Genomic DNA, 18673 nt, shown 5'->3' with positions numbered 1-18673 from the left:
ATTTTTACTTAGCCCACTAGGTTACAAACCTCGCGCCGCGATTAAATAACCCCTAGTTTGAACAAATTTTAATCCGCAAAGATCAACAGACCCTAGATTAGCAGTGGCAATATTTGTGTACAAACGTGCGCTGCACGGTTTTTACACAAATAGCCATCTGAGCATCCGGCATGCTTGCTGTTTGTAAGCGCATACGTTTTGATTGTTGAATCGCAAAAACATAATAATCAAAAAATGAGCCTACAATGAGCAAGCATCATATAAACACCCAGTGTATTCACGGACCACAAAAAGCAAACGACCCGCACGGCGCACTCACTTCTCCTTTGTATCAAACCTCTACCTTTCATTTTGAAAATGCCGCACAAGGTGCTGCGCGTTTTGCAGGCGACGAACCTGGCTATATTTATACGCGTTTAGGAAACCCTACAACCACAGAACTTGAACAAAAAGTTGCTCAACTCGAGAGTTGTGAAGCCGCAGCTGCAACCGCAACGGGTATGGGGGCTGTATCTGCCTCAGTACTGAGCTTTTTATCGCAAGGAGATCACCTTGTTGCTTCAAGTGCTTTGTATGGTTGTACCTTTGCGTTTTTCTCGCATATGTTGCCGCGCTGGGGAATCGAAGTCACTTTTGTTGATATGACCAACGAGGACGAACTACGCGCTGCCATCAAACCTAATTCAAAAATGATATTTGTAGAAACGCCAATCAACCCCACTATGGCGGTGATTGATTTGGCACTCATTGGCGCAGTTGCTAAAGAGCACAACTTAATTAGTGTGGTCGACAACACCTTTTTAACGCCGCTACTGCAATCGCCCAAAAAATACGGTATCGACATAATAATGCACAGTGCGACCAAGTACTTAAACGGCCACGGAGACGTAGTCGCCGGTATTGTATGTGGATCGCTTGAGCACATAACACACATTAAAATGACCGTACTAAAAGACATTGGTGCAACCATAAGCCCGCACGACGCATGGCTAATTAATCGAGGCCTAAAAACACTCGCTATTAGAATAGAGCGCCATTGTCAAAGCGCACAAACAATAGCCGAATATCTAGAAGCGCACCCACAAGTAAGCACCGTATATTACCCGGGGCTTAAATCGCACCCAGGTTATAAGTTTATTGGTAATCAAATGAAAGCCGCTGGTGGTGTTATTGCGTTTGAAATAAAAGGCACGCTACAAGATGGCGCACAATTTATTGATAGTATGAAACTTTGTACACTTGCAGTAAGCCTTGGCGACGCTGAAACACTGATTCAGCATCCTGCATCTATGACTCACTCGCCTTATACGCCAGAGGAGCGAGCCGCCGCTGGAATAAGTGATGGGCTGATCAGACTCTCGGTTGGGCTTGAAGATGTTAACGACATTATTAGTGATTTAAACCAAGCTTTTACTAAAATTGGTTAGGTGTAATTAATTGTATACACATACAAACAAGCTACAGGCCTTTATTTAAAGGTCCGTATTTTTAGTGTGCCACAGGTGTAATTTTAACTTTACGATTGGGGTGATCGCGCCAAATACTGATGTTAGCCTATCTATTAAACTTTTCTTCACTTTTGCATAGTATGGGGTCATTCGATATTCAATAGGTTTGAGTATCACACTGACACCGATTTAGGGCTCACACCCAAGAAGGTACTTATGGCTAAAGCAAGTAAATACACATCCAAAACACCAGACGAAAATGGTGTTATACACTGGAGTGATGAAGAAAATAAAATTTGGTCTGAGCTTGTAGCGCGCCAACTTGCATGCATTGAAGGCAAAGCCTGCAACGAGTACATGCAAGGGTTAAAAAAGATTAACCTGCCGCACGATCGTATCCCGCAGTTAAGTGAACTAAACGAAGTATTGTTAGCCACTACCGGGTGGCAAGTTGCACCAGTACCTGCGCTTATCGACTTTGATGAGTTTTTTAGATTACTGGCAAACAAACAGTTTCCGGTAGCTACATTTATTCGTAGCCGCGAAGAATTTGACTACCTACAAGAGCCAGATATTTTTCATGAAATATTTGGCCACTGCGCCATGCTAACTAACCCTGACTTTGCCGAGTTTACGCATAAGTACGGGCAATTAGGTTACGCAGCGCAGAAAAAGGACCGTGTATACCTTGCGCGTATATACTGGTTTACAGTCGAATTTGGTTTAATGCAAACCGAAGACGGTCTGCGTATTTACGGCGGTGGTATTTTATCAAGCCCAGGTGAAACTCAGTACGTATACTCAAACACGCCAGAAATTAGCCCAATGAATGTGCTTGATGTACTGCGTACGCCGTACCGTATTGATATTATGCAACCACAGTACTACACCATAAATTCGATTCATGATCTGTTTGATATATCGCAAATGGATATTATGACTTTGGTCGAGCGAGCTAAAGAACTTGGTTTGCACGACCCAAAATTTCCACCAAAAGAAAAATTAGCCAGTTAAACATTAATGCTAAAAAAGCTAAAAGTAAGGATTTAGAATGACTTCATTAAGTGCACAAAAATGCGAAGCCTGTCATGTAGATGCGCCAAAAGTATCTGACGAAGAGTTAGCGCAATTAATTACTAAAATCCCAGACTGGGTACCAGAAGTACGCGACGGCATTATGCAGCTTGAGCGTGTTTATAAATTTAAAAACTTTAAGCAAGCTATCGCGTTTACCAATAAAGTAGGCGACATGGCAGAAGACGAAGGCCATCACCCAGGTTTATTAACCGAGTGGGGCAAAGTAACGGTTACATGGTGGAGCCATTCAATTAAAGGCCTACACAAAAACGATTTTATTTGCGCAGCTAAAACAGACGACGTATTTAACGCGCTGTAAACTTTTTAAAGGTTTAACCTTCGCAACAAAAAGCCCGCTAAAGTTATTTAGCGGGCTTTTTTTATATACCGTTGTCACTGGCAATTATAGAAATTGAATGAACCTTTAGCTGCTTATCTGAAAACTTACTTTTAAGCATGTCGATGGTTTTTTCTTGTTGCCTACAAGGCGGACAGGGGCCTATATCTTCATCTATTGAGGTGTAAAACAACGTATACTTTTGCTGTGTAAAATCGGGCAATGTTGTTAATAGCCGCTCTAAATTACTTTTAATTAAATCAGAATCAGGATGGCTTTGTTTATTTTTAAAAATGGATAAAATATTTGGTAAATATTTATCAGAGTAATGCATCAACTCGCCTTTGCTGTTAAATAAAAACATTTGCGGTGCGGTATTATTAATGGGCGATTTAACCATTTGGTAATGAGAGAAACTGTACTGCTCAGCGTATGTATTTCCGCCGTATATAAGTAGTGTAGCTAGTAGTAATTTATACATGCTTATCCTTAAGTTAAGTTATTCCACGAATTGTTAAGTGTTTTTTTAATCTCTATAGCAATAATACATATAACCGCTAACAAAATGACTAAATGCACTGTAAGTACCGTGTTTAGGTCAAAAACGGATTGTTGAAATAAAAAAGTTTGTAGTTTTTCATGTTGGGTGAAAAATAGCGCAATAATAACTATGTGGGTTATCACAAATGCAGTGAAAAAGAGCTTTAAAAATAAATAGCATATTTGGTAGCTGCGAGCGCCCATAGCACGTCTTAATGCAAGCTCTGTGGATGATTTAGCCGTAAGCTGTTTAATACTGCTGTAGTTGTATAAAAACGCAGAGAGTAGAAGAATTGAGGAACACACAACGGTAATTATTAGTAATGCATTTCTAGGGGCTTGCTCATTTTTTACTAAAGACGAAAGGGGGGTAAGTGATAAATCGTTAAAGTTAACACTTAATGCTCTTACTGCCGTTTGGAGTTCACTTTCAACTTGTGTGATGGGCGCATAAGTTTTAATTATAATTGTTTCAAAACCTGTCAGGGCACTTATTACATTATATACAGTTGGCTGAACCGGTGTGTCGGCTCCTTCGTTATAAATATCATTAACAACGCCAACTACTTTATGTTTTACTTTTCCAGTATCAAATTGGGCTAATAAATAAGCTTGGCTTAGTTCTGTGCCTGCAAAGTATTGATCCCATAACGCGCTGTTAACGACAATGTTTTGGTACTGTTGCCATTGCACGCTTTGCCCAGAGATAAGCTTAGCGCCAATAGTTTTAAAGTAATGTGGGCTCACTCTATGGCTTGCGGTACTGGCGCTTTTACCCGAACTGATAGCTTGTCCGGTAACGGTGTACCATGCACTAAACCCACTGCGATCTGATAGTGGTGGGGAAGAGCTAAGTGATACTTCTTCAATAATAGGCAGTGAATTTAATTGCTGAATTAATTGTTGAGCAGAGTTATTTGCATTAAAGGCCTCGCTAGGTGATTGTGGAAAACTAAAGCTGGCAATTAGAATATTATCTGCATTAAAACCCATACTTTTATTATTTAAATTAATCTGGCTGTAAATAACCAAACTACTAATGTAAACACTTGTAATAGCAAGGCTAGTAAGTAACGAAAGCAATGAGAACACTTGTACTTTTTCGCTTGTTGTTGCACTTTGGCCGCGTCCAATACTGCTGTGTATCCACCTTCGTTGAAAATAACTAAGCGTCGATAAAAAAGTAATAATAACAATGTAAAATACCGCCAGCGTAAATAATGAAAAAGAGCTGCTTAGCTGATTCAGGCTTGGTAATAAAATTGTGCTGATGCGGTCGCTCAGTGGATACAAAGCGCACATTACAATAATAAGTAGTAGGCTTGTGAGTGCAATATCAATAATTTGCTGCACAAAAATGTGTTTGTTATTGGCTCCACATAGTTTGCGTATAGTTTCTTCTTGTTGCTTTTTAATTGACTCTGCACAGTAAAATGCACAAAAGGCTATAAAGCTAAATGTGAGTAAAATATAATAAAGTAACTGCAATAAGTTTAGACGCTTTATTATTTTATTGAAGTGAGTAGGGTTTACGCCAATACCATCACTAAACTTAAGTTCAGTGTTATCAAATATAAACATTTCGTTTTGTAAGTGCTTATTTATAAAGCTTAAAAAGAGTGTTTTATTTTTAATGTTTCCTAAAATATACGTAAATGTATCTGGGGTCAGGCTACTTTCTTGAGGCAAAATACGCTTGAGTTGCGAGTAAGAAATAACGAGTTTAGGTTCATAGGCACGTTTAAAGCTTTTAAACTCTTTTGGCATTACAGCAACAATGTTTATGCTTTTATTATTAACAACAAGCTGTTTGCCAATAATATCAGTGACACCTTTAAAATGAGTATGCCAAAACGAATAGCTAATGGCGGCACTTAGTGCGCTGCCTTGTTTTGGGAAATCTAATTTCTCAAAGCTGCCTAAGGCAGGAATGATACCTAATTGTTTATAACCCCCCGATATAAAGCTTACCTTAACAGGCTCGCTATCATGATTAACCGAAAGCTTTAATGATAAATCAATAGAACGCTCAAAAACGCCGACTAAATCTTGGTGCAATACGGTTATTTCATCAAAAATGTATTCATCAACGGGTAAGTCATTTTGAGTGTCACTTAAGTAAACTTGTTTAATGTTGTGGATGTTATTTATTGCCGTGTAATCGGCAGACAAAAACTGACTATGAATATTACTTATATTTAAAATTAAACATAAAGGAATACTCAGCAACAAGCAGCTAAGCCATAATTTAGTATTTTGCTTAGCATATTTTAGCCAGTTAAAGGTCAGATCAGTAATTAAGTTCAGCATCAAAAACCCTGAGCACTAAGCTGTCCGTCTTGAATATACAAACGCGTTTTTGCTGTTTTAGCATGGTTTTCATCATGTGTTATTAAGCAAATTGTTTTGCCTTCGTCGTTTAGCTTATTGAGTAACTGATATATTTGTTCGCTATTACTCGAATCTAAATTACCCGTTGGCTCGTCGGCTAAAATAATAGAAGGCTCATTTATTAATGCTCTAGCAATAGCAACTCTTTGTTGTTGCCCGCCTGACAATTGGCTTGGCTTTCTATCAATAAATTCAAGCATATTTACTTTATTAAGCGCAGCTTCTACTTTTTTTTGGTAATCCTTTCTAGGCACCGATTTGTTGTAACTGAGTGGCAAAGCCACGTTATCAAATACGCTTAAATGATTTAATAAATTAAAGTTTTGAAATATAAAACCAAGTTCTCTGTTTTTAATGGCTGCAATAGAGTCGGATGTTAAGTCTGCTGTGTTAGTGCCTAAAATAGTGTATTGCCCTTGGCTAGGTAAGTTTAGTAAACCTAAAATAGAAAGTAGGGTACTTTTACCACTGCCAGAAGTACCAGTTATTGCAATGTAGTCACCACTGTTTATTTTAAAACTTACAGCTTTGAGGGTATCAATTTTGGTATTAGGGTATTGATAAAAAACATTATTAAACTCTATTAACGGATAACTCATAACTGACACCTCATTAAAATACTTCTTTCAAATCAAGGTAACTTTGAGTGGCATAAGCTGCTGGTAGTAATAAAACATAGTTACCTTGTAGCGACTCATCAAAGCTTAAAGTGTCTTGCTCAGTTGTTTTGTAATTTATATGAGTAAGAATAGCTTTGCTGGAGGGCGTTATTTCATATATTTTCCACAGACTGTAGTTATCAAAATCATTCGGTTTTTTAATGTTTTGAGCTACTAAAGATTGCTCCAAATAAATATGAGCTTCTATTGCTTGGCTGCTTCTAAGCCATGATGGTGGGGGAGCGTCTAATACTAAAAATACATTAATAGCGCCATTTCTTATTACTGTATCAATATAATCAACCTTAGCTGCAATTGTGCCACTGGGTGTAACTATGTCTGCTTTTTGGCTTATTTTTAACTGATTAGATGAATACTGAGGGACTTGTATTTTAGCCAGTAAGTTGTCGGTCTCTATTAACTCAAACAGCGATTGCCCTTGAGTAACCGCTTGACCTAATTTAGCTAAGTTTTGGCTTACGGTACCGTCAAAGTTTGCTGTGAGTGTTAGTTGCTCTTGACGCCTTTGTAAATAGCTAAGTTTGTTTTTTGCGATGTTTACTTTGTTATCAAGCGCAATTAATTGCAGATCAAATGCCTCTTTAAATAGACTAAGTTCACCATTTTTGGCATTAACTTCAAGTTCACTTTGCTTGTAAAGCATTTCGCTTTGTTTAAAGCGAATTGCAGAAATAATACCTTGTTCCATTAAAACTTTATTAGCATTTAATTCAAGCGCTTGTTGCTGCAATGCCATTTTAGCTTTTGATAAGTCGACTTTAATTTGCGAGAGTTTAATTGCTAAATTGCTTTTATCAATAGCCACTTGAGATTCTAAATTAAGCTGCTCATAACTCGCATTATGTATATCTTGTTCCAATTCGTAGTTAGTTAGCTTTGCTAATACTTGGCCTTTTTTTATAGCTTGCCCTTCACGAATTGTAAGTGTGTTGATATTGCCTTTTAGCGGCGCAGACAAAAGCTCTCTTTGTGTAGGCTCTATTGTACCAATCCCTTTTAATACATTGGATAATGATACTTGAGAGACTAATATTGGCTTTAAATAACGTTCAGGAATATCATTTGAGAAAAGTAGTATCTTAATTAAATAACCCAAAGCCAATAACAACAATAAAGCCGCAATAGTGATAGGATATCGACTTTTTTGTTTAACGATTAAATACTCTTCCATTAGTACAACCTACTTGTGTTTTTGTTATTTTAAAATGTGGTAAACGCTGTTCTAGTTAGGGTTTTTACTTTCCTTAAGTAAAGGGTGTGAGGGTAAGCTAGCTGAGTAATATTTTTTAGCTGGCAGCTGATGGTTTGATTTTTCACCAACTGCGTTCCCAAAACACATTCAGTTATATCACCACTAAGTTAACTATGTAAATTTTATTTTAATGGAATTTAGTGGGAGAAAGGTTTGTTTATCTTGTTTGTTGATGGAGTAGGGCAAGGTAATGATTACGTTGCTACATAAAACGATTTTTTTCGCAGCTAAAACAGACGACGTATTTAACGCGTTGTAACCCAAACTAATTGAGCAAACCAACAAAACACTTATTTTTATAAGTGCTTTTTTGGTTTTTTTGGTTAGGAATGATGTTGGTTACTCTACTTGATGAATATTTATAAAAAAGCTAATATAAACCCAATATCGGTAAATATCAGGGAAGTGATTTATTGTTTATTTCTACAAATTCAATAAACATATTCAAAGTCAGCGTTTTCAGTTTTTACGTAAGATCTTAATAATGCCTTTTATTTATATTCCCCCCATATTTTCATTAAATTGTGTAGAGGGACAAGACATGTTTGGTCTATTAAAATCATATTTTGTAGAAATGTCGCCGGAGGTATCAGGTCGAATAACTGAAAGAGGCAAGCCATTATCCGGTGTGCAGGCAGCAAGGAGTTTAGCATATGATGGATACAAAGGTGGTAAGCTGGCAAAGAACAATTAGAACATACCATTACAAATGGAAAGGTGAGTTTTCTTTTACAAAAGTGATAATGAAGTATCGAAAACCAGATAATATCTTTGGCAAAGCATGTCTGTAATACAGACTAACTATGTTTTAGCGCGGCTATAATTTATGTCAAGTATAGTGTGCAAATAAAATATGGAAACTAATCAAACCCTTAAATGAGCTGTTTTTAGGTTTAAATACAGACCGAAATAAACTATGAAATTGGTACTAGAGAGTTTGGTGGTATGCGATCTCAAGTAGTTATCTCTATATGTTACTTCCAAAGTAGCCTAATGAAATCTTATCATAACAACCTTTATATATCTTCATATGCGGATATTGGTTAATTTTTAATATCAATGACTATTAATGTAAGGAAACACTATGCTTGCAATTTTATCTAGACTTGTATTTAGTTTAGCACAAGTCTCATATCCAATTAAAAGTAGTTTATCAAAAAGGGCTCGATTAGCAGTGAATAAAACTGATGGGGCAGCCTATGTTTGGTTTATTTAAAAAATACGATGTTCACCTATGCCCAGAAGTAAAAGGGAAGGTGTTAGACAATGGGGAACCAGTCTCTAATTTAACGGTTCATCGTTGGTTATGTTATACAGATGAAGTCGAGCGTGAAGATTCAGCTATTACGAATATTAAAGGTGAGTTTTATTTACCAGAATGTAAAATTCGTTCAAAATTACCTGGCCGAGCTTTTGTTGAAAGTATAACTAATCAATTAATTTATATAGAACACAAAGATGAAAAAATCCCATTATGGCAAGCTGTATTGGAAGGGAGACAGCCTTTAGAAGCTTTCAATTACAAATTGGAAGCACTAAATTGTGATTTGAGTAACCCGATTGTAACCTTCGAGTTTAAAAGTGATTTTTCTCAACGGAGATATAGTGCTAGAGGTATATGTCGCTGGGAAAATGATTTTCAGATTTATTAATTATCAAGGATGAATGAAAAATGCATGAAAAACTATCACCACAAGTAGCAGCTGAACTGGCTGCTTTACCATATAAGTTTATTAGAAAAGCACCTATATCTTTCGATATTATCTCCAGGAATATTTCGAATCTATTCGAAGTAAGTCTTTCTGATGGTGCAATTAAAGGTACCTCGGGAGGTTTACCTTTTCAGTTATTTAACAAAACATATGGGTTTGCTATTACTGCGAAAGGAAAAAATGATAATAACAAAGATCATCATGTTATAGCTATTCGCGGAACTAAAGTTATGGTGCCTGACTGGATGAGTAACTTAAATATAGGGTTTGCTACAGGACCAAATAATAAAGATGTCCATGCTGGTTTTATGAAAGCTTTTAATAGCTTAATTCCCTCTTTTGAAGATTACATCAATAAGCATAATCCTAAACATGTGTATTGTGTTGGTCACAGTTTAGGAGGAGCGCTTGCTACATTAACTGCATCGTGGTTGCAATCTAAGTACGGGATTTCAGCCAGCATTTATACTTTTGGTGCACCTAGAGTTGGTAACCAATCATTTGCCATACAAATCAAGGAGTTTATTCCTACGTATAGGGTTACGCATGGTATGGATCCTGTACCATGGATACCATTATGGCCATTTATGCATGCAGATGACGAGTATTTACTTGCGGGTAACAAAGGAGCTAGATTTAGTTTAGGTGCTCATTCCATGGTTGAGCCAACACCTGGCTATATCAATACAGCGGGGTCGTATAAAAGTTACGATAATATTGCTAATAAGATATCTTGTCTAAGTGCTCGACAACGAATTAAATTGGACTATAAAAACCGCACTCAAGCTAGATTTTCTGCGGAATGGGCTCAGAAAATATCAAACGCATTAATGAGCATACTAGTAGATGCTGGTTACTCAATATCTGCGCTATTGAATGTTGCAGGGTCATGTACTATGACTCTTTACGACGTATTGGCTAGAACAATTCACAAAATTGTGGAAATTTCTAAAAGTAAGAAAGAAGATGTTAAAGGCTTATTAGGACATATGTTGGTATTTGCTGGGCAATATCATGATTTAGGTTCATTAACTGTCGCGCTTATACGTTCGGTATTTGAGATAATGACTCGTGCTTTGTACAAAATGGCGGGGCATGCATTACAAAAGTCGATTTAAATTATTTATAGAAAAGCTCTAAATATTAGATTTAGAGCTTTCTATGTACAATTAAAGTTTAGCTAAAATACTTAACTTTAAAGTACTGTTGGGTTTCGTTTCACTCAACCCAACCTACGTGTTACTCATCAATTGAGCGTAGTAGGGCGTTAATGCCTACTTTTTCACGAGTTTGTTTATCTACTTTTTTCACGATGATTGCAGCGTAAAGGCTGTGAGTACCATCTTTTGACGGTAGTGCGCCTGGTACAACTACTGCGCCTGCTGGTACGCGGCCGTAGTGAATTTCGCCAGTTTCGCGGTCATAAATACGGGTGCTTTGGCTGATGTAAACGCCCATTGAAATTACCGCGCCTTCTTCAACAATTACGCCTTCAACAATTTCAGAACGTGCGCCAATAAAGCAGTTGTCTTCAATGATAGTTGGGTTAGCTTGTAGAGGCTCTAAAACACCGCCTATGCCTACGCCACCTGATAAATGTACGTTCTTACCAATTTGTGCACACGAGCCTACAGTCGCCCATGTATCAACCATAGTGCCGTCGTCAACATATGCGCCAATATTTACGTACGATGGCATAAGTACGACGTTTTTACCTACAAAGCTGCCTTTACGTGCTACAGCGTTTGGTACTACGCGCATACCACCTTGTTGAAATTGCTCTGGCGTGTAGTCGCTAAATTTAAGTGGTACTTTGTCGTAAAACTGGTTTACGCCGTCGTTCATTGGTTGGTTGTCGCGAATACGAAACGACAGTAATACTGCTTTTTTAAGCCACTGGTGTACAACCCATTCACCTGATATTTTTTCAGCAACGCGTGCTGCGCCGCTATCAAGTAAATCAAGTGCGTCGATAATGGCTTGTTTTACGTCGCTTGATACTGTGCTTGGGCTAATGCTATCGCGGTTGTCCCATGCGTTTTCGATCATCGTTTTTAAATCTGACATGTGTGTCCTCTATTCTGTTTCGGCGTTGAATTTTTTACGTAATGCCTGATGAATTTTTGCTTGCTCTTCATCAGTCAGCGCTTGGTATTCGTTATTAGATACGACAAAGAAATCCTCTGCACGTTCACCTACCGTTGTAATACGGGCTGCGTGAATGTGTAGTAAATGCGCTTGGAAAACTTCGGCTATTTTGGTTAGTAAACCTTGTATATCGACGGCTTGAATTTCTATTAAACTACGGTCTTTGCGTGCATGTGGGCGCAACACAATTTTAGGTTTAATATTAAAATCTTTAAAGCGTTGAGAGCGGCTCTTTTTAAAGCGAATCTTTTTACGCGGATCGCTCAGAGCTTGCTCAAGCCCGCGTTTAATTGATTGCGCTCGACCACTTGCAATAGGGTCGCCACTTACTTCAAGTATTACAAAGCTAAACAAGACGTAGCCGTCTTTTGTGGTCAGTACTTGCGCGTGTTGTATTTGCGCTTTTTTAGAGCCAATAACACTTACTAATCGGGCAAACAGTGGGCCAGAGTAGGGGCTGTATACAAATACTTGTGTGCCACCATGCATAGCTTTGTTAGATACAACAACACTTGGCTGGCTTAAGTCTGTGCTACTTAATAAATGCTCACTTTGCCATGATATTTGCTGTTCGCTAAAAGCGGTAAAGTAGTTGGCTTTAAAGCGGCTCCAAATTAAATCAATTTTTTCCTCTTGATAACCCAGATTTATTAAGCGTTGTTTAGCTTGGTGCTTTTTATCGCGAATTTGGTCGCGTTGATCCATTGGGTTTTCGAGCCCTAGGCGCAAAGCGCGCTGCGTGTGTAAGTAGAGCTCACGCAGTAGGGTGTTTTTCCAATCGTTCCATAAGTTGTCGTTAGTTGCACGTATGTCGGCAACGGTTAAACAATATAAGTAGTCGAGTTGGCGCTCTGTTTTAACGCGTGTAGCGAAGTCTTTTATTACAGCAGGGTCGTTAATGTCTTTACGCTGTGCGGTAACCGACATAAGTAAATGGTTACTTACAAGCCATGCAACGAGCTTTGCATCCACCGATGAAAAACCATGTAATTTAGCAAATGCTATGGCATCAACAGCGCCAAGTTCTGAGTGGTCGCCACCTCGGCCTTTAGCAATGTCGTGAAATATACCGGCTAAATAAAGTAGCTCTGGTTTGTCCATTCGAGTGACTATTTCACTACAAATAGGAAACTCGCTAATGCCTGTTTTATCAAAATATTCGTAAATGTTTTTGATTAATTTGTGAGTGTGCTCATCTACGGTGTACGCGTGAAACAAATCAAACTGCATTTGCCCAAATATATTACGCCACTGCGGTAAGTAGGCGGCAAGCATGCCGTGCTTGTGCATGAGCGTAAATGCGCGGCCCATGCCGTTAGGGTGTTTAACTAAGCGTAAAAAGGCTTCGCGACAGGCTGCGTAATCTTGCAAATCGCCCAATAAACGACGGCGCACTTGGCGAATAGTACGAATAGTACTTGGGTAAATATGCGTTATTGCTGGGTTATCGGCTATGTGCTCAAACAATACAAAGAGTTGGTCGCGTCTAAAAAATACCGACGGATCTTTTACGCGTATTTGATGACCTACTTGCTCAAAGTTTCTGTCGAGTTCAATTGCTGCCACAGCACTACTTTCGGGCATTATGCTTTGTTCAAAGTATGAAAGTAGCATTTGGTTAAGTTCGCGCACGCGGCTCATTATTCTAAATAAGCGTTTCATCATACGCTCAACAGACGCTTTACCGTCGCTACCAAAACCTAAAATTTCGGCGGCTTGCGGTTGATGATCAAACAATAAGCGGTTTTCAGCTCGACCTGCAGCTAAATGCAGTGCAAAGCGAATGTTCCATAGGTTTTCTAGACACTCAGAAAGCTCTTGAAACTCTTCGTGAGTTAAGTAGCCGTGGCTTATTAACTCTTGCAGGGTTTCGGTTCTAAAATGCTTTTTCGCCACCCAAATAATAGTTTGTAAGTCGCGCAGACCACCGGGGTTTTCTTTAATGTTTGGCTCAAGATTATACGCTGTGCCGTGGCACTTTCTGTGGCGTAAGTTTTGTTCTTGAACTTTGGCAGTAAAAAATTCACCTGAGCGCCATACTGGCGTTTCAAGAATATGCATTTTGAGTTTTTCAAACTCAATGTGGTTACCAAAAATAAGGCGGCTTTCGAGCAAGCTGGTGGCAAAAGTAACGTCTTCACGTTTTTGCTCAATGGCTTGTTCTATCGTACGCACGCTGTGACCAATCTCTAAGTTGAGATCCCATAGCATGGTGACAAACTGGCCTATTTTTTCGCATATTTCTTCGCTTGGCGGTTTAGTTACAAGCAATAAAAAGTCGATGTCGGAGTAGGGATGTAGCTCACCACGTCCGTATCCGCCTACCGCTATTAATGCTAAATCAGGTTCGCGCGCTAAGTCGTAAACATGAAAAAGCTTAATGAGTAGGCGGTCAATAAACTCAGCCCGGGCATTAATTAAATTCCCAACCGGTTGTTTAGAAAATTCGTTATGTAACCATTTATAAAAATAGCTAGAACAATCGCGATAATCACTAAGTTGCTCTGCATCGCTAAGCAACTTTTTTACTTTGTTGGGTAATGCCACGTGGGCTGGCTCCTTGTTGAACCTTTCACACGGATAAGAATTTTCTTATCAAGTGTTTCGGTTTTATTAGTGTTCTATGATCCGCTCGATAGTATCATCTGATCGTAGCGTTAAAATTTCAACACCATTTTCAGTCACTAATAAAGTATGTTCCCACTGTGCAGACAAACTACGGTCGCGTGTTACTACTGTCCAATCATCTTTAAGAAGCTTACATTGGCGTTTACCCGCATTAACCATAGGTTCAATAGTTAAACACATACCTGCTTTTAAGGCTTCGCCGGTACCGGCTTTACCGTAATGCATTATTTGTGGTTCTTCATGAAATCCTGCGCCGATACCGTGGCCGCAATATTCACGTACAATTGAGTAGTTAAAGCTCTCTGCATATTTTTGAATTGCTGAGCCAATATCACCCAAGCGCACACCTGGTTTTACCATTTTAATAGCAAGGTATAAGCTTTCTTGTGTTACTTCTGCAAGACGCTTAGCTTGAATGTTTGGTGTACCAACGTGGAACATTTTAGATGTGTCGCCATGGTAACCATCTTTAATGACAGTTACGTCGATATTTACACTGTCGCCTTCTTTTAATGCTTTGTCATTTGGAATTCCGTGACAAATAACATGATTAACTGACGTACAAACTGATTTTGGAAAGCCATGATAATTTAACGGAGCAGGGATTGCTTGTTGCACATTAACAATATAATCATGACAAAGTGTATTTAGCTCATCGGTGGTAACACCTGGCACTACATGAGGGCCGATCATTTCAAGTACATCGGCCGCTAAGCGCCCAGCTACGCGCATTTTCTCTATTTCTTCAGGGGTCTTGATAATAGCGCTCATTGAGGCTCCAAAGTTGAGTTTTTAACATTTATCGTCGAACAAATTTTGCACGCGACGTTGAGTATTTAATTTTAATATGGTATAAAGCGCGCCGTCTTTTTACAAATAAATTCTTAAATGATTTTTTGTATTTAAGGCAAACACAATTTTATTTTAACACACACACGTATCGTCACATACACTTGGGTGCATTTGAAGTTTAATTACTTCGGTGTTGGTGCTATGGGATATGTGGAGGCCTAACCCTAAACAACTATAGAGGATCTATAAAATGGCAAACGTTTCAATGCGCGATATGCTTCAAGCTGGTGTTCACTTTGGTCACCAAGCACGTTACTGGAACCCTAAGATGAAGCCTTTCATCTTCGGCACACGTAACCGTGTACATATCATCAACCTTGAGCAAACTGTACCAATGTTCAACGACGCACTTAAGTTTTTATCAAGTGCTGCAGCAAACAAAGGTAAAGTTCTTTTCGTTGGTACTAAGCGCGCAGCAAGCGACGCAGTTAAATCAGCTGCTTTAGAAAGCGACCAGTTCTTCGTAAATCACCGTTGGTTAGGTGGTATGTTGACTAACTGGAAAACTGTACGTCAATCAATCAAGCGTCTTAAAGACCTTGAAGCACAAAGCCAAGACGGAACTTTCGAGAAATTAACTAAGAAAGAAACGTTAACGCTTAACCGCGAAATGGAAAAGCTTGAAAAGAGCCTTGGTGGTATCAAAAACATGGGCGGTCTTCCAGACGCGCTTTTCGTTATCGATGCTGACCACGAGCACATTGCTATCCGTGAAGCAAACAACCTAGGTATTCCAGTTGTTGCAATCGTAGATACTAACTCTAACCCAGACGGTGTTGATTACATCGTACCTGGTAACGATGATGCTATCCGTGCTGTAAGCCTTTACACTAGCGCTGTTGCAGCTGCTATTACTGAAGGTCGCGAGAATAACATCGTTGCTCAAGCTGAGAAAGACGATTTCGTTGAAGCTGAGTAATTAGCTGTCATCAAGTCTTCATCTTTTTAAGGTGAAGACTTGCTATTCTTGTCGAGCGGGTAACCCGCTTATCTAACCTGATTTCAGATTTGAGGATTTACTAATGGCTGTAACTACTGCCCTAGTTAAAGAATTACGCGAGCGCACAGGCGCTGGCATGATGGATTGTAAAAAAGCGTTAACTGAGACTGATGGCGACATCGAGTTAGCGATTGAAAACATGCGTAAAAGTGGCGCTGCTAAAGCTGCTAAAAAAGCAGGTAACATTGCTGCTGAAGGTACTATCATCATCAAGCAAAACGCGGGTGTTGCAGTACTAGTAGAAGTTAACTGTCAAACAGATTTCGTTGCAAAAGACGTAAGCTTCTTAGCATTTGCTAACAAAGTTGCTGACGCTGCAATTGCTGACACTATCTCTATCGAAGACTTACAAGCTAAGTTTGAAGAAGACCGTGTTGAGCTAGTTACTAAAATTGGCGAAAACATCAATGTACGTCGTCTGCAGTACGTAACTGGTGAAAACCTAGTTGAGTACCGTCATGGCGATCGTATCGGTGTTGTTGTTGCGGGTGTTGCTGATGAAGAAACACTTAAGCACGTTGCAATGCACGTTGCTGCATCTAGCCCTGAATATTTAACACCTTCAGATGTACCAGCCGATGTTGTTGCTAAAGAAAAGCAAGTACAAATCGAAATCGCGATGAATGAAGGCAAGCCTGCTGAAATCGCTGAGAAGATGGTTGTTGGCCGCATGAAAAAATTCACTGGTGAGGTTTCTCTTACTGGTCAAGCTTTCATCATGGAGCCTAAGAAAACTGTTGGCGATATTCTTAAAGAGAAAAACGCAACAGTTACTAGCTTCGTACGTGTAGAAGTTGGTGAAGGTATCGAGAAGAAAGAAGAAGATTTTGCTGCTGAAGTTGCTGCTCAAATTGCTGCTGCTAAAGCTAAGTAAGATTACTATTTGTGAAGGATAATGAAATTAGATGCAATTAAAGTACTATTTGGTTTTGCTTCGCAGCTAGAAATTCTTTAAAATAACCGCGCTTTTATGTTTAACATAAGCGCGGTTATTTTTTATCCATAATTCAATAAAAGTTGGCCCCAATACTATGACTATCAATCGCAAACCTATTTTTAGACGTGTTCTTCTCAAATTAAGTGGTGAAGCTTTAATGGGAGACGAAGGCTTCGGCATCGATCCTAAAGTTTTAGACCGTATGGCACAAGAAATTAAAGAGCTAGTAGAGCTCGACGTAGAAGTGGGTTTAGTTATTGGTGGAGGTAACTTTTTACGCGGTGGATCACTTGCAGAAGCAGGTATGAATCGCGTAGTAGGCGATCACATGGGTATGCTTGCAACGGTTATGAACGGCCTTGCAATGCGTGATGCGCTACACCGTGCATTTGTAAATTGTCGTCTTATGTCGGCTATTCCGCTTAATGGTGTATGTGACGCTTATAACTGGGCTGAAGCAATTAGTTTATTGAAAACTGGCCGCGTAGTTATTTTTGCAGCGGGTACTGGTAACCCATTTTTTACTACCGATTCTGCAGCATGTTTACGCGGTATCGAAATTGAAGCGGATACAGTAATTAAAGCGACTAAGGTTGATGGCGTATACAGTGATGACCCTGTTAAAAACCCAGATGCGACGCTTTATACCCACTTAAGCTACAATGAAATCATTGAAAAAGAATTAAAAGTTATGGATTTAGCGGCATTTACTCTAGCCCGCGATCACAATATGCCATTGAGCGTATTTAACATGAATAAATCAGGCGCGCTAAAACGCGTAATTATGGGTGAAGAAGAAGGTACACTTATTTCTTCACAAGCCTCAGATGAAATAATCAAATAATTAGGATTAAACCGTGATTAACGATATTCAAAAAGACGCGCAAGCGCGCATGCAAAAAAGTGTAACTGCACTAGGTAGCCAATTATCTAAAATTCGTACTGGCCGTGCACATCCTGCAATCCTAGATGGCATTATGGTGTCGTACTACGGTGCACCAACGCCTTTAAACCAAGTTGCAAACGTAACAATTGAAGATTCTCGTACACTTGCTATTGGTGTATTTGATAAGTCTTTAGCGCAAGCTGTTGAAAAAGCAATTATGGCATCTGACTTAGGTTTAAACCCTATGTCGGCAGGTACTGTTATTCGCGTACCACTTCCTCCACTTACAGAAGAGCGTCGTAAAGACCTAATCAAAATTGTACGTGGCGAAGTTGAAGGCGGTCGTGTTGCTATTCGTAACATTCGTCGTGATGCTAATGGCGATGTAAAGGGTTTATTAAAAGATAAAGACATATCTGAAGATGAAGCGCGTCAATCAGATGATGCGATTCAAAAGCTTACTGATAAGTTTATTAAAGAAATGGATACTTTATTAGCTGCCAAAGAAACAGAATTGATGGAAATCTAAGTAAGGTCCTGTTTATCTTTCGAGGTTGAATTTGCAGCAGTGTGTTTGGTTTTTAGGCAAGGCAGAGCCTATGTTGTGTGGTTATTCCCCATAATTAGGCGATAACGATGCATAAAATCCAAACACGCGCTGCCCAAAGGGTTCTGTCTAGGGGCGATTAACTCTTTGTTGCCTACATGGATGTAGGTAAGGGGCGTGAGCAGGACGCGGAAGCTTTACTCGATTTTTGCTTAGTCCACTAGGTTACAAATCTCGC

The 18673-nt window shown here is 39.1% G+C and carries 17 protein-coding genes; 10 read left to right on the top strand and 7 right to left on the bottom strand.

Annotation, left to right across the window (positions count from 1 at the left end):
• The first annotated feature begins 245 nt into the window (after positions 1-245).
• The 3 genes from megL to CXF64_RS13165 all read left to right on the top strand — a co-directional run bounded on the left by megL (position 246) and on the right by CXF64_RS13165 (position 2844).
• Entirely contained in the window at positions 246-1427 is a 1182-nt protein-coding gene (gene megL / locus CXF64_RS13175; protein ID WP_007580969.1) for a methionine gamma-lyase, read from the top strand.
• A gap of 237 nt (positions 1428-1664) precedes the next feature.
• Complete coding sequence (gene phhA / locus CXF64_RS13170; protein ID WP_002958327.1) at positions 1665-2462, top strand: phenylalanine 4-monooxygenase; 798 nt, start codon at positions 1665-1667, stop codon at positions 2460-2462.
• 37 nt (positions 2463-2499) lie between these two features.
• A complete protein-coding gene (locus tag CXF64_RS13165; protein WP_024612411.1) occupies positions 2500-2844 on the top strand; it encodes a 4a-hydroxytetrahydrobiopterin dehydratase in 345 nt (114 codons plus the stop codon).
• A gap of 61 nt (positions 2845-2905) precedes the next feature.
• Here CXF64_RS13165 and CXF64_RS13160 read toward each other — a convergent pair whose 3' ends face one another.
• Genes CXF64_RS13160 through CXF64_RS13145 form a run of 4 tightly spaced genes read right to left on the bottom strand, consistent with a single transcriptional unit; the run spans position 2906 to position 7644 of the window.
• Positions 2906-3343 (bottom strand): hypothetical protein, encoded by a 438-nt coding sequence (locus CXF64_RS13160; protein WP_101217241.1) that lies wholly within the window; start codon positions 3341-3343, stop codon positions 2906-2908.
• Between the two features lie 8 nt (positions 3344-3351).
• A complete protein-coding gene (locus CXF64_RS13155; RefSeq protein WP_101217240.1) occupies positions 3352-5712 on the bottom strand; it encodes an ABC transporter permease in 2361 nt (786 codons plus the stop codon).
• On the bottom strand, positions 5712-6392 hold the full coding sequence (locus CXF64_RS13150; protein WP_101217239.1) for an ABC transporter ATP-binding protein: 681 nt from the start codon (positions 6390-6392) through the stop codon (positions 5712-5714). The genes CXF64_RS13155 and CXF64_RS13150 overlap by 1 nt, the downstream gene beginning before the upstream one ends.
• A gap of 13 nt (positions 6393-6405) precedes the next feature.
• Complete coding sequence (locus CXF64_RS13145; protein WP_101217238.1) at positions 6406-7644, bottom strand: efflux RND transporter periplasmic adaptor subunit; 1239 nt, start codon at positions 7642-7644, stop codon at positions 6406-6408.
• Positions 7645-8266: 622 nt separating this feature from the next.
• Here CXF64_RS13145 and CXF64_RS20820 point away from each other — a divergent pair.
• From CXF64_RS20820 to CXF64_RS13135, 3 genes are all read left to right on the top strand, one after another.
• Positions 8267-8419: a hypothetical protein gene (locus CXF64_RS20820; protein ID WP_198551140.1), complete on the top strand. Its 153-nt coding sequence runs from the start codon at positions 8267-8269 to the stop codon at positions 8417-8419.
• Positions 8420-8924: 505 nt separating this feature from the next.
• A complete protein-coding gene (locus CXF64_RS13140) occupies positions 8925-9377 on the top strand; it encodes a DUF6795 domain-containing protein (RefSeq protein ID WP_101217237.1) in 453 nt (150 codons plus the stop codon).
• A 20-nt stretch (positions 9378-9397) separates the two neighbouring features.
• Positions 9398-10555 (top strand): lipase family protein, encoded by a 1158-nt coding sequence (locus tag CXF64_RS13135; RefSeq protein WP_101217236.1) that lies wholly within the window; start codon positions 9398-9400, stop codon positions 10553-10555.
• Positions 10556-10676: 121 nt separating this feature from the next.
• On the opposite strand, the gene dapD is transcribed toward CXF64_RS13135, so the two are convergent.
• From dapD to map, 3 genes are all read right to left on the bottom strand, one after another.
• Complete coding sequence (gene dapD / locus CXF64_RS13130; RefSeq protein ID WP_002958324.1) at positions 10677-11504, bottom strand: 2,3,4,5-tetrahydropyridine-2,6-dicarboxylate N-succinyltransferase; 828 nt, start codon at positions 11502-11504, stop codon at positions 10677-10679.
• Positions 11505-11513: 9 nt separating this feature from the next.
• Positions 11514-14132, bottom strand: coding sequence for a [protein-PII] uridylyltransferase (gene glnD, locus CXF64_RS13125; protein ID WP_007580974.1), 2619 nt, complete (start codon positions 14130-14132; stop codon positions 11514-11516).
• Between the two features lie 66 nt (positions 14133-14198).
• Positions 14199-14984, bottom strand: a complete 786-nt coding sequence (gene map, locus CXF64_RS13120) for a type I methionyl aminopeptidase (RefSeq protein ID WP_007580976.1) — start codon at positions 14982-14984, stop codon at positions 14199-14201.
• Positions 14985-15255: 271 nt separating this feature from the next.
• Between map and rpsB the strand changes: the two genes are divergently transcribed.
• The 4 genes from rpsB (at position 15256) to frr (ending at position 18417) form a co-directional block, all read left to right on the top strand.
• A complete protein-coding gene (gene rpsB, locus CXF64_RS13115) occupies positions 15256-15984 on the top strand; it encodes a 30S ribosomal protein S2 (protein ID WP_007580978.1) in 729 nt (242 codons plus the stop codon).
• A gap of 103 nt (positions 15985-16087) precedes the next feature.
• On the top strand, positions 16088-16939 hold the full coding sequence (tsf, locus tag CXF64_RS13110; protein ID WP_007580981.1) for a translation elongation factor Ts: 852 nt from the start codon (positions 16088-16090) through the stop codon (positions 16937-16939).
• A 157-nt stretch (positions 16940-17096) separates the two neighbouring features.
• Positions 17097-17846: a UMP kinase gene (gene pyrH, locus CXF64_RS13105; RefSeq protein WP_007580982.1), complete on the top strand. Its 750-nt coding sequence runs from the start codon at positions 17097-17099 to the stop codon at positions 17844-17846.
• A gap of 49 nt (positions 17847-17895) precedes the next feature.
• Positions 17896-18417 (top strand): ribosome recycling factor, encoded by a 522-nt coding sequence (gene frr / locus CXF64_RS13100; RefSeq protein ID WP_206008562.1) that lies wholly within the window; start codon positions 17896-17898, stop codon positions 18415-18417.
• Positions 18418-18673 lie beyond the last annotated feature (256 nt).

It is taken from the genome of Pseudoalteromonas sp. GutCa3 (assembly GCF_002836155.1).
Taxonomy (GTDB): Bacteria; Pseudomonadota; Gammaproteobacteria; order Enterobacterales; family Alteromonadaceae; genus Pseudoalteromonas; species Pseudoalteromonas arctica.
Note: the sequence above shows the minus strand (reverse complement) of the source record. Positions and strands in the feature narration are given on the sequence as shown.

Bases quoted from the DNA above. Each gene is read 5' to 3' on its own strand.
- megL (WP_007580969.1), top strand. From the start codon at position 246: ATGAGCAAGCATCATATAAACACCCAGTGTATTCACGGACCACAAAAA.
- phhA (WP_002958327.1), top strand. From the start codon at position 1,665: ATGGCTAAAGCAAGTAAATACACATCCAAAACACCAGACGAAAATGGT.
- CXF64_RS13165 (WP_024612411.1), top strand. From the start codon at position 2,500: ATGACTTCATTAAGTGCACAAAAATGCGAAGCCTGTCATGTAGATGCG.
- CXF64_RS13160 (WP_101217241.1), bottom strand. From the start codon at position 3,343: ATGTATAAATTACTACTAGCTACACTACTTATATACGGCGGAAATACA.
- CXF64_RS13155 (WP_101217240.1), bottom strand. From the start codon at position 5,712: ATGCTGAACTTAATTACTGATCTGACCTTTAACTGGCTAAAATATGCT.
- CXF64_RS13150 (WP_101217239.1), bottom strand. From the start codon at position 6,392: ATGAGTTATCCGTTAATAGAGTTTAATAATGTTTTTTATCAATACCCT.
- CXF64_RS13145 (WP_101217238.1), bottom strand. From the start codon at position 7,644: ATGGAAGAGTATTTAATCGTTAAACAAAAAAGTCGATATCCTATCACT.
- CXF64_RS20820 (WP_198551140.1), top strand. From the start codon at position 8,267: ATGTTTGGTCTATTAAAATCATATTTTGTAGAAATGTCGCCGGAGGTA.
- CXF64_RS13140 (WP_101217237.1), top strand. From the start codon at position 8,925: ATGTTTGGTTTATTTAAAAAATACGATGTTCACCTATGCCCAGAAGTA.
- CXF64_RS13135 (WP_101217236.1), top strand. From the start codon at position 9,398: ATGCATGAAAAACTATCACCACAAGTAGCAGCTGAACTGGCTGCTTTA.
- dapD (WP_002958324.1), bottom strand. From the start codon at position 11,504: ATGTCAGATTTAAAAACGATGATCGAAAACGCATGGGACAACCGCGAT.
- map (WP_007580976.1), bottom strand. From the start codon at position 14,984: ATGAGCGCTATTATCAAGACCCCTGAAGAAATAGAGAAAATGCGCGTA.
- rpsB (WP_007580978.1), top strand. From the start codon at position 15,256: ATGGCAAACGTTTCAATGCGCGATATGCTTCAAGCTGGTGTTCACTTT.
- tsf (WP_007580981.1), top strand. From the start codon at position 16,088: ATGGCTGTAACTACTGCCCTAGTTAAAGAATTACGCGAGCGCACAGGC.
- pyrH (WP_007580982.1), top strand. From the start codon at position 17,097: ATGACTATCAATCGCAAACCTATTTTTAGACGTGTTCTTCTCAAATTA.
- frr (WP_206008562.1), top strand. From the start codon at position 17,896: ATGCAAAAAAGTGTAACTGCACTAGGTAGCCAATTATCTAAAATTCGT.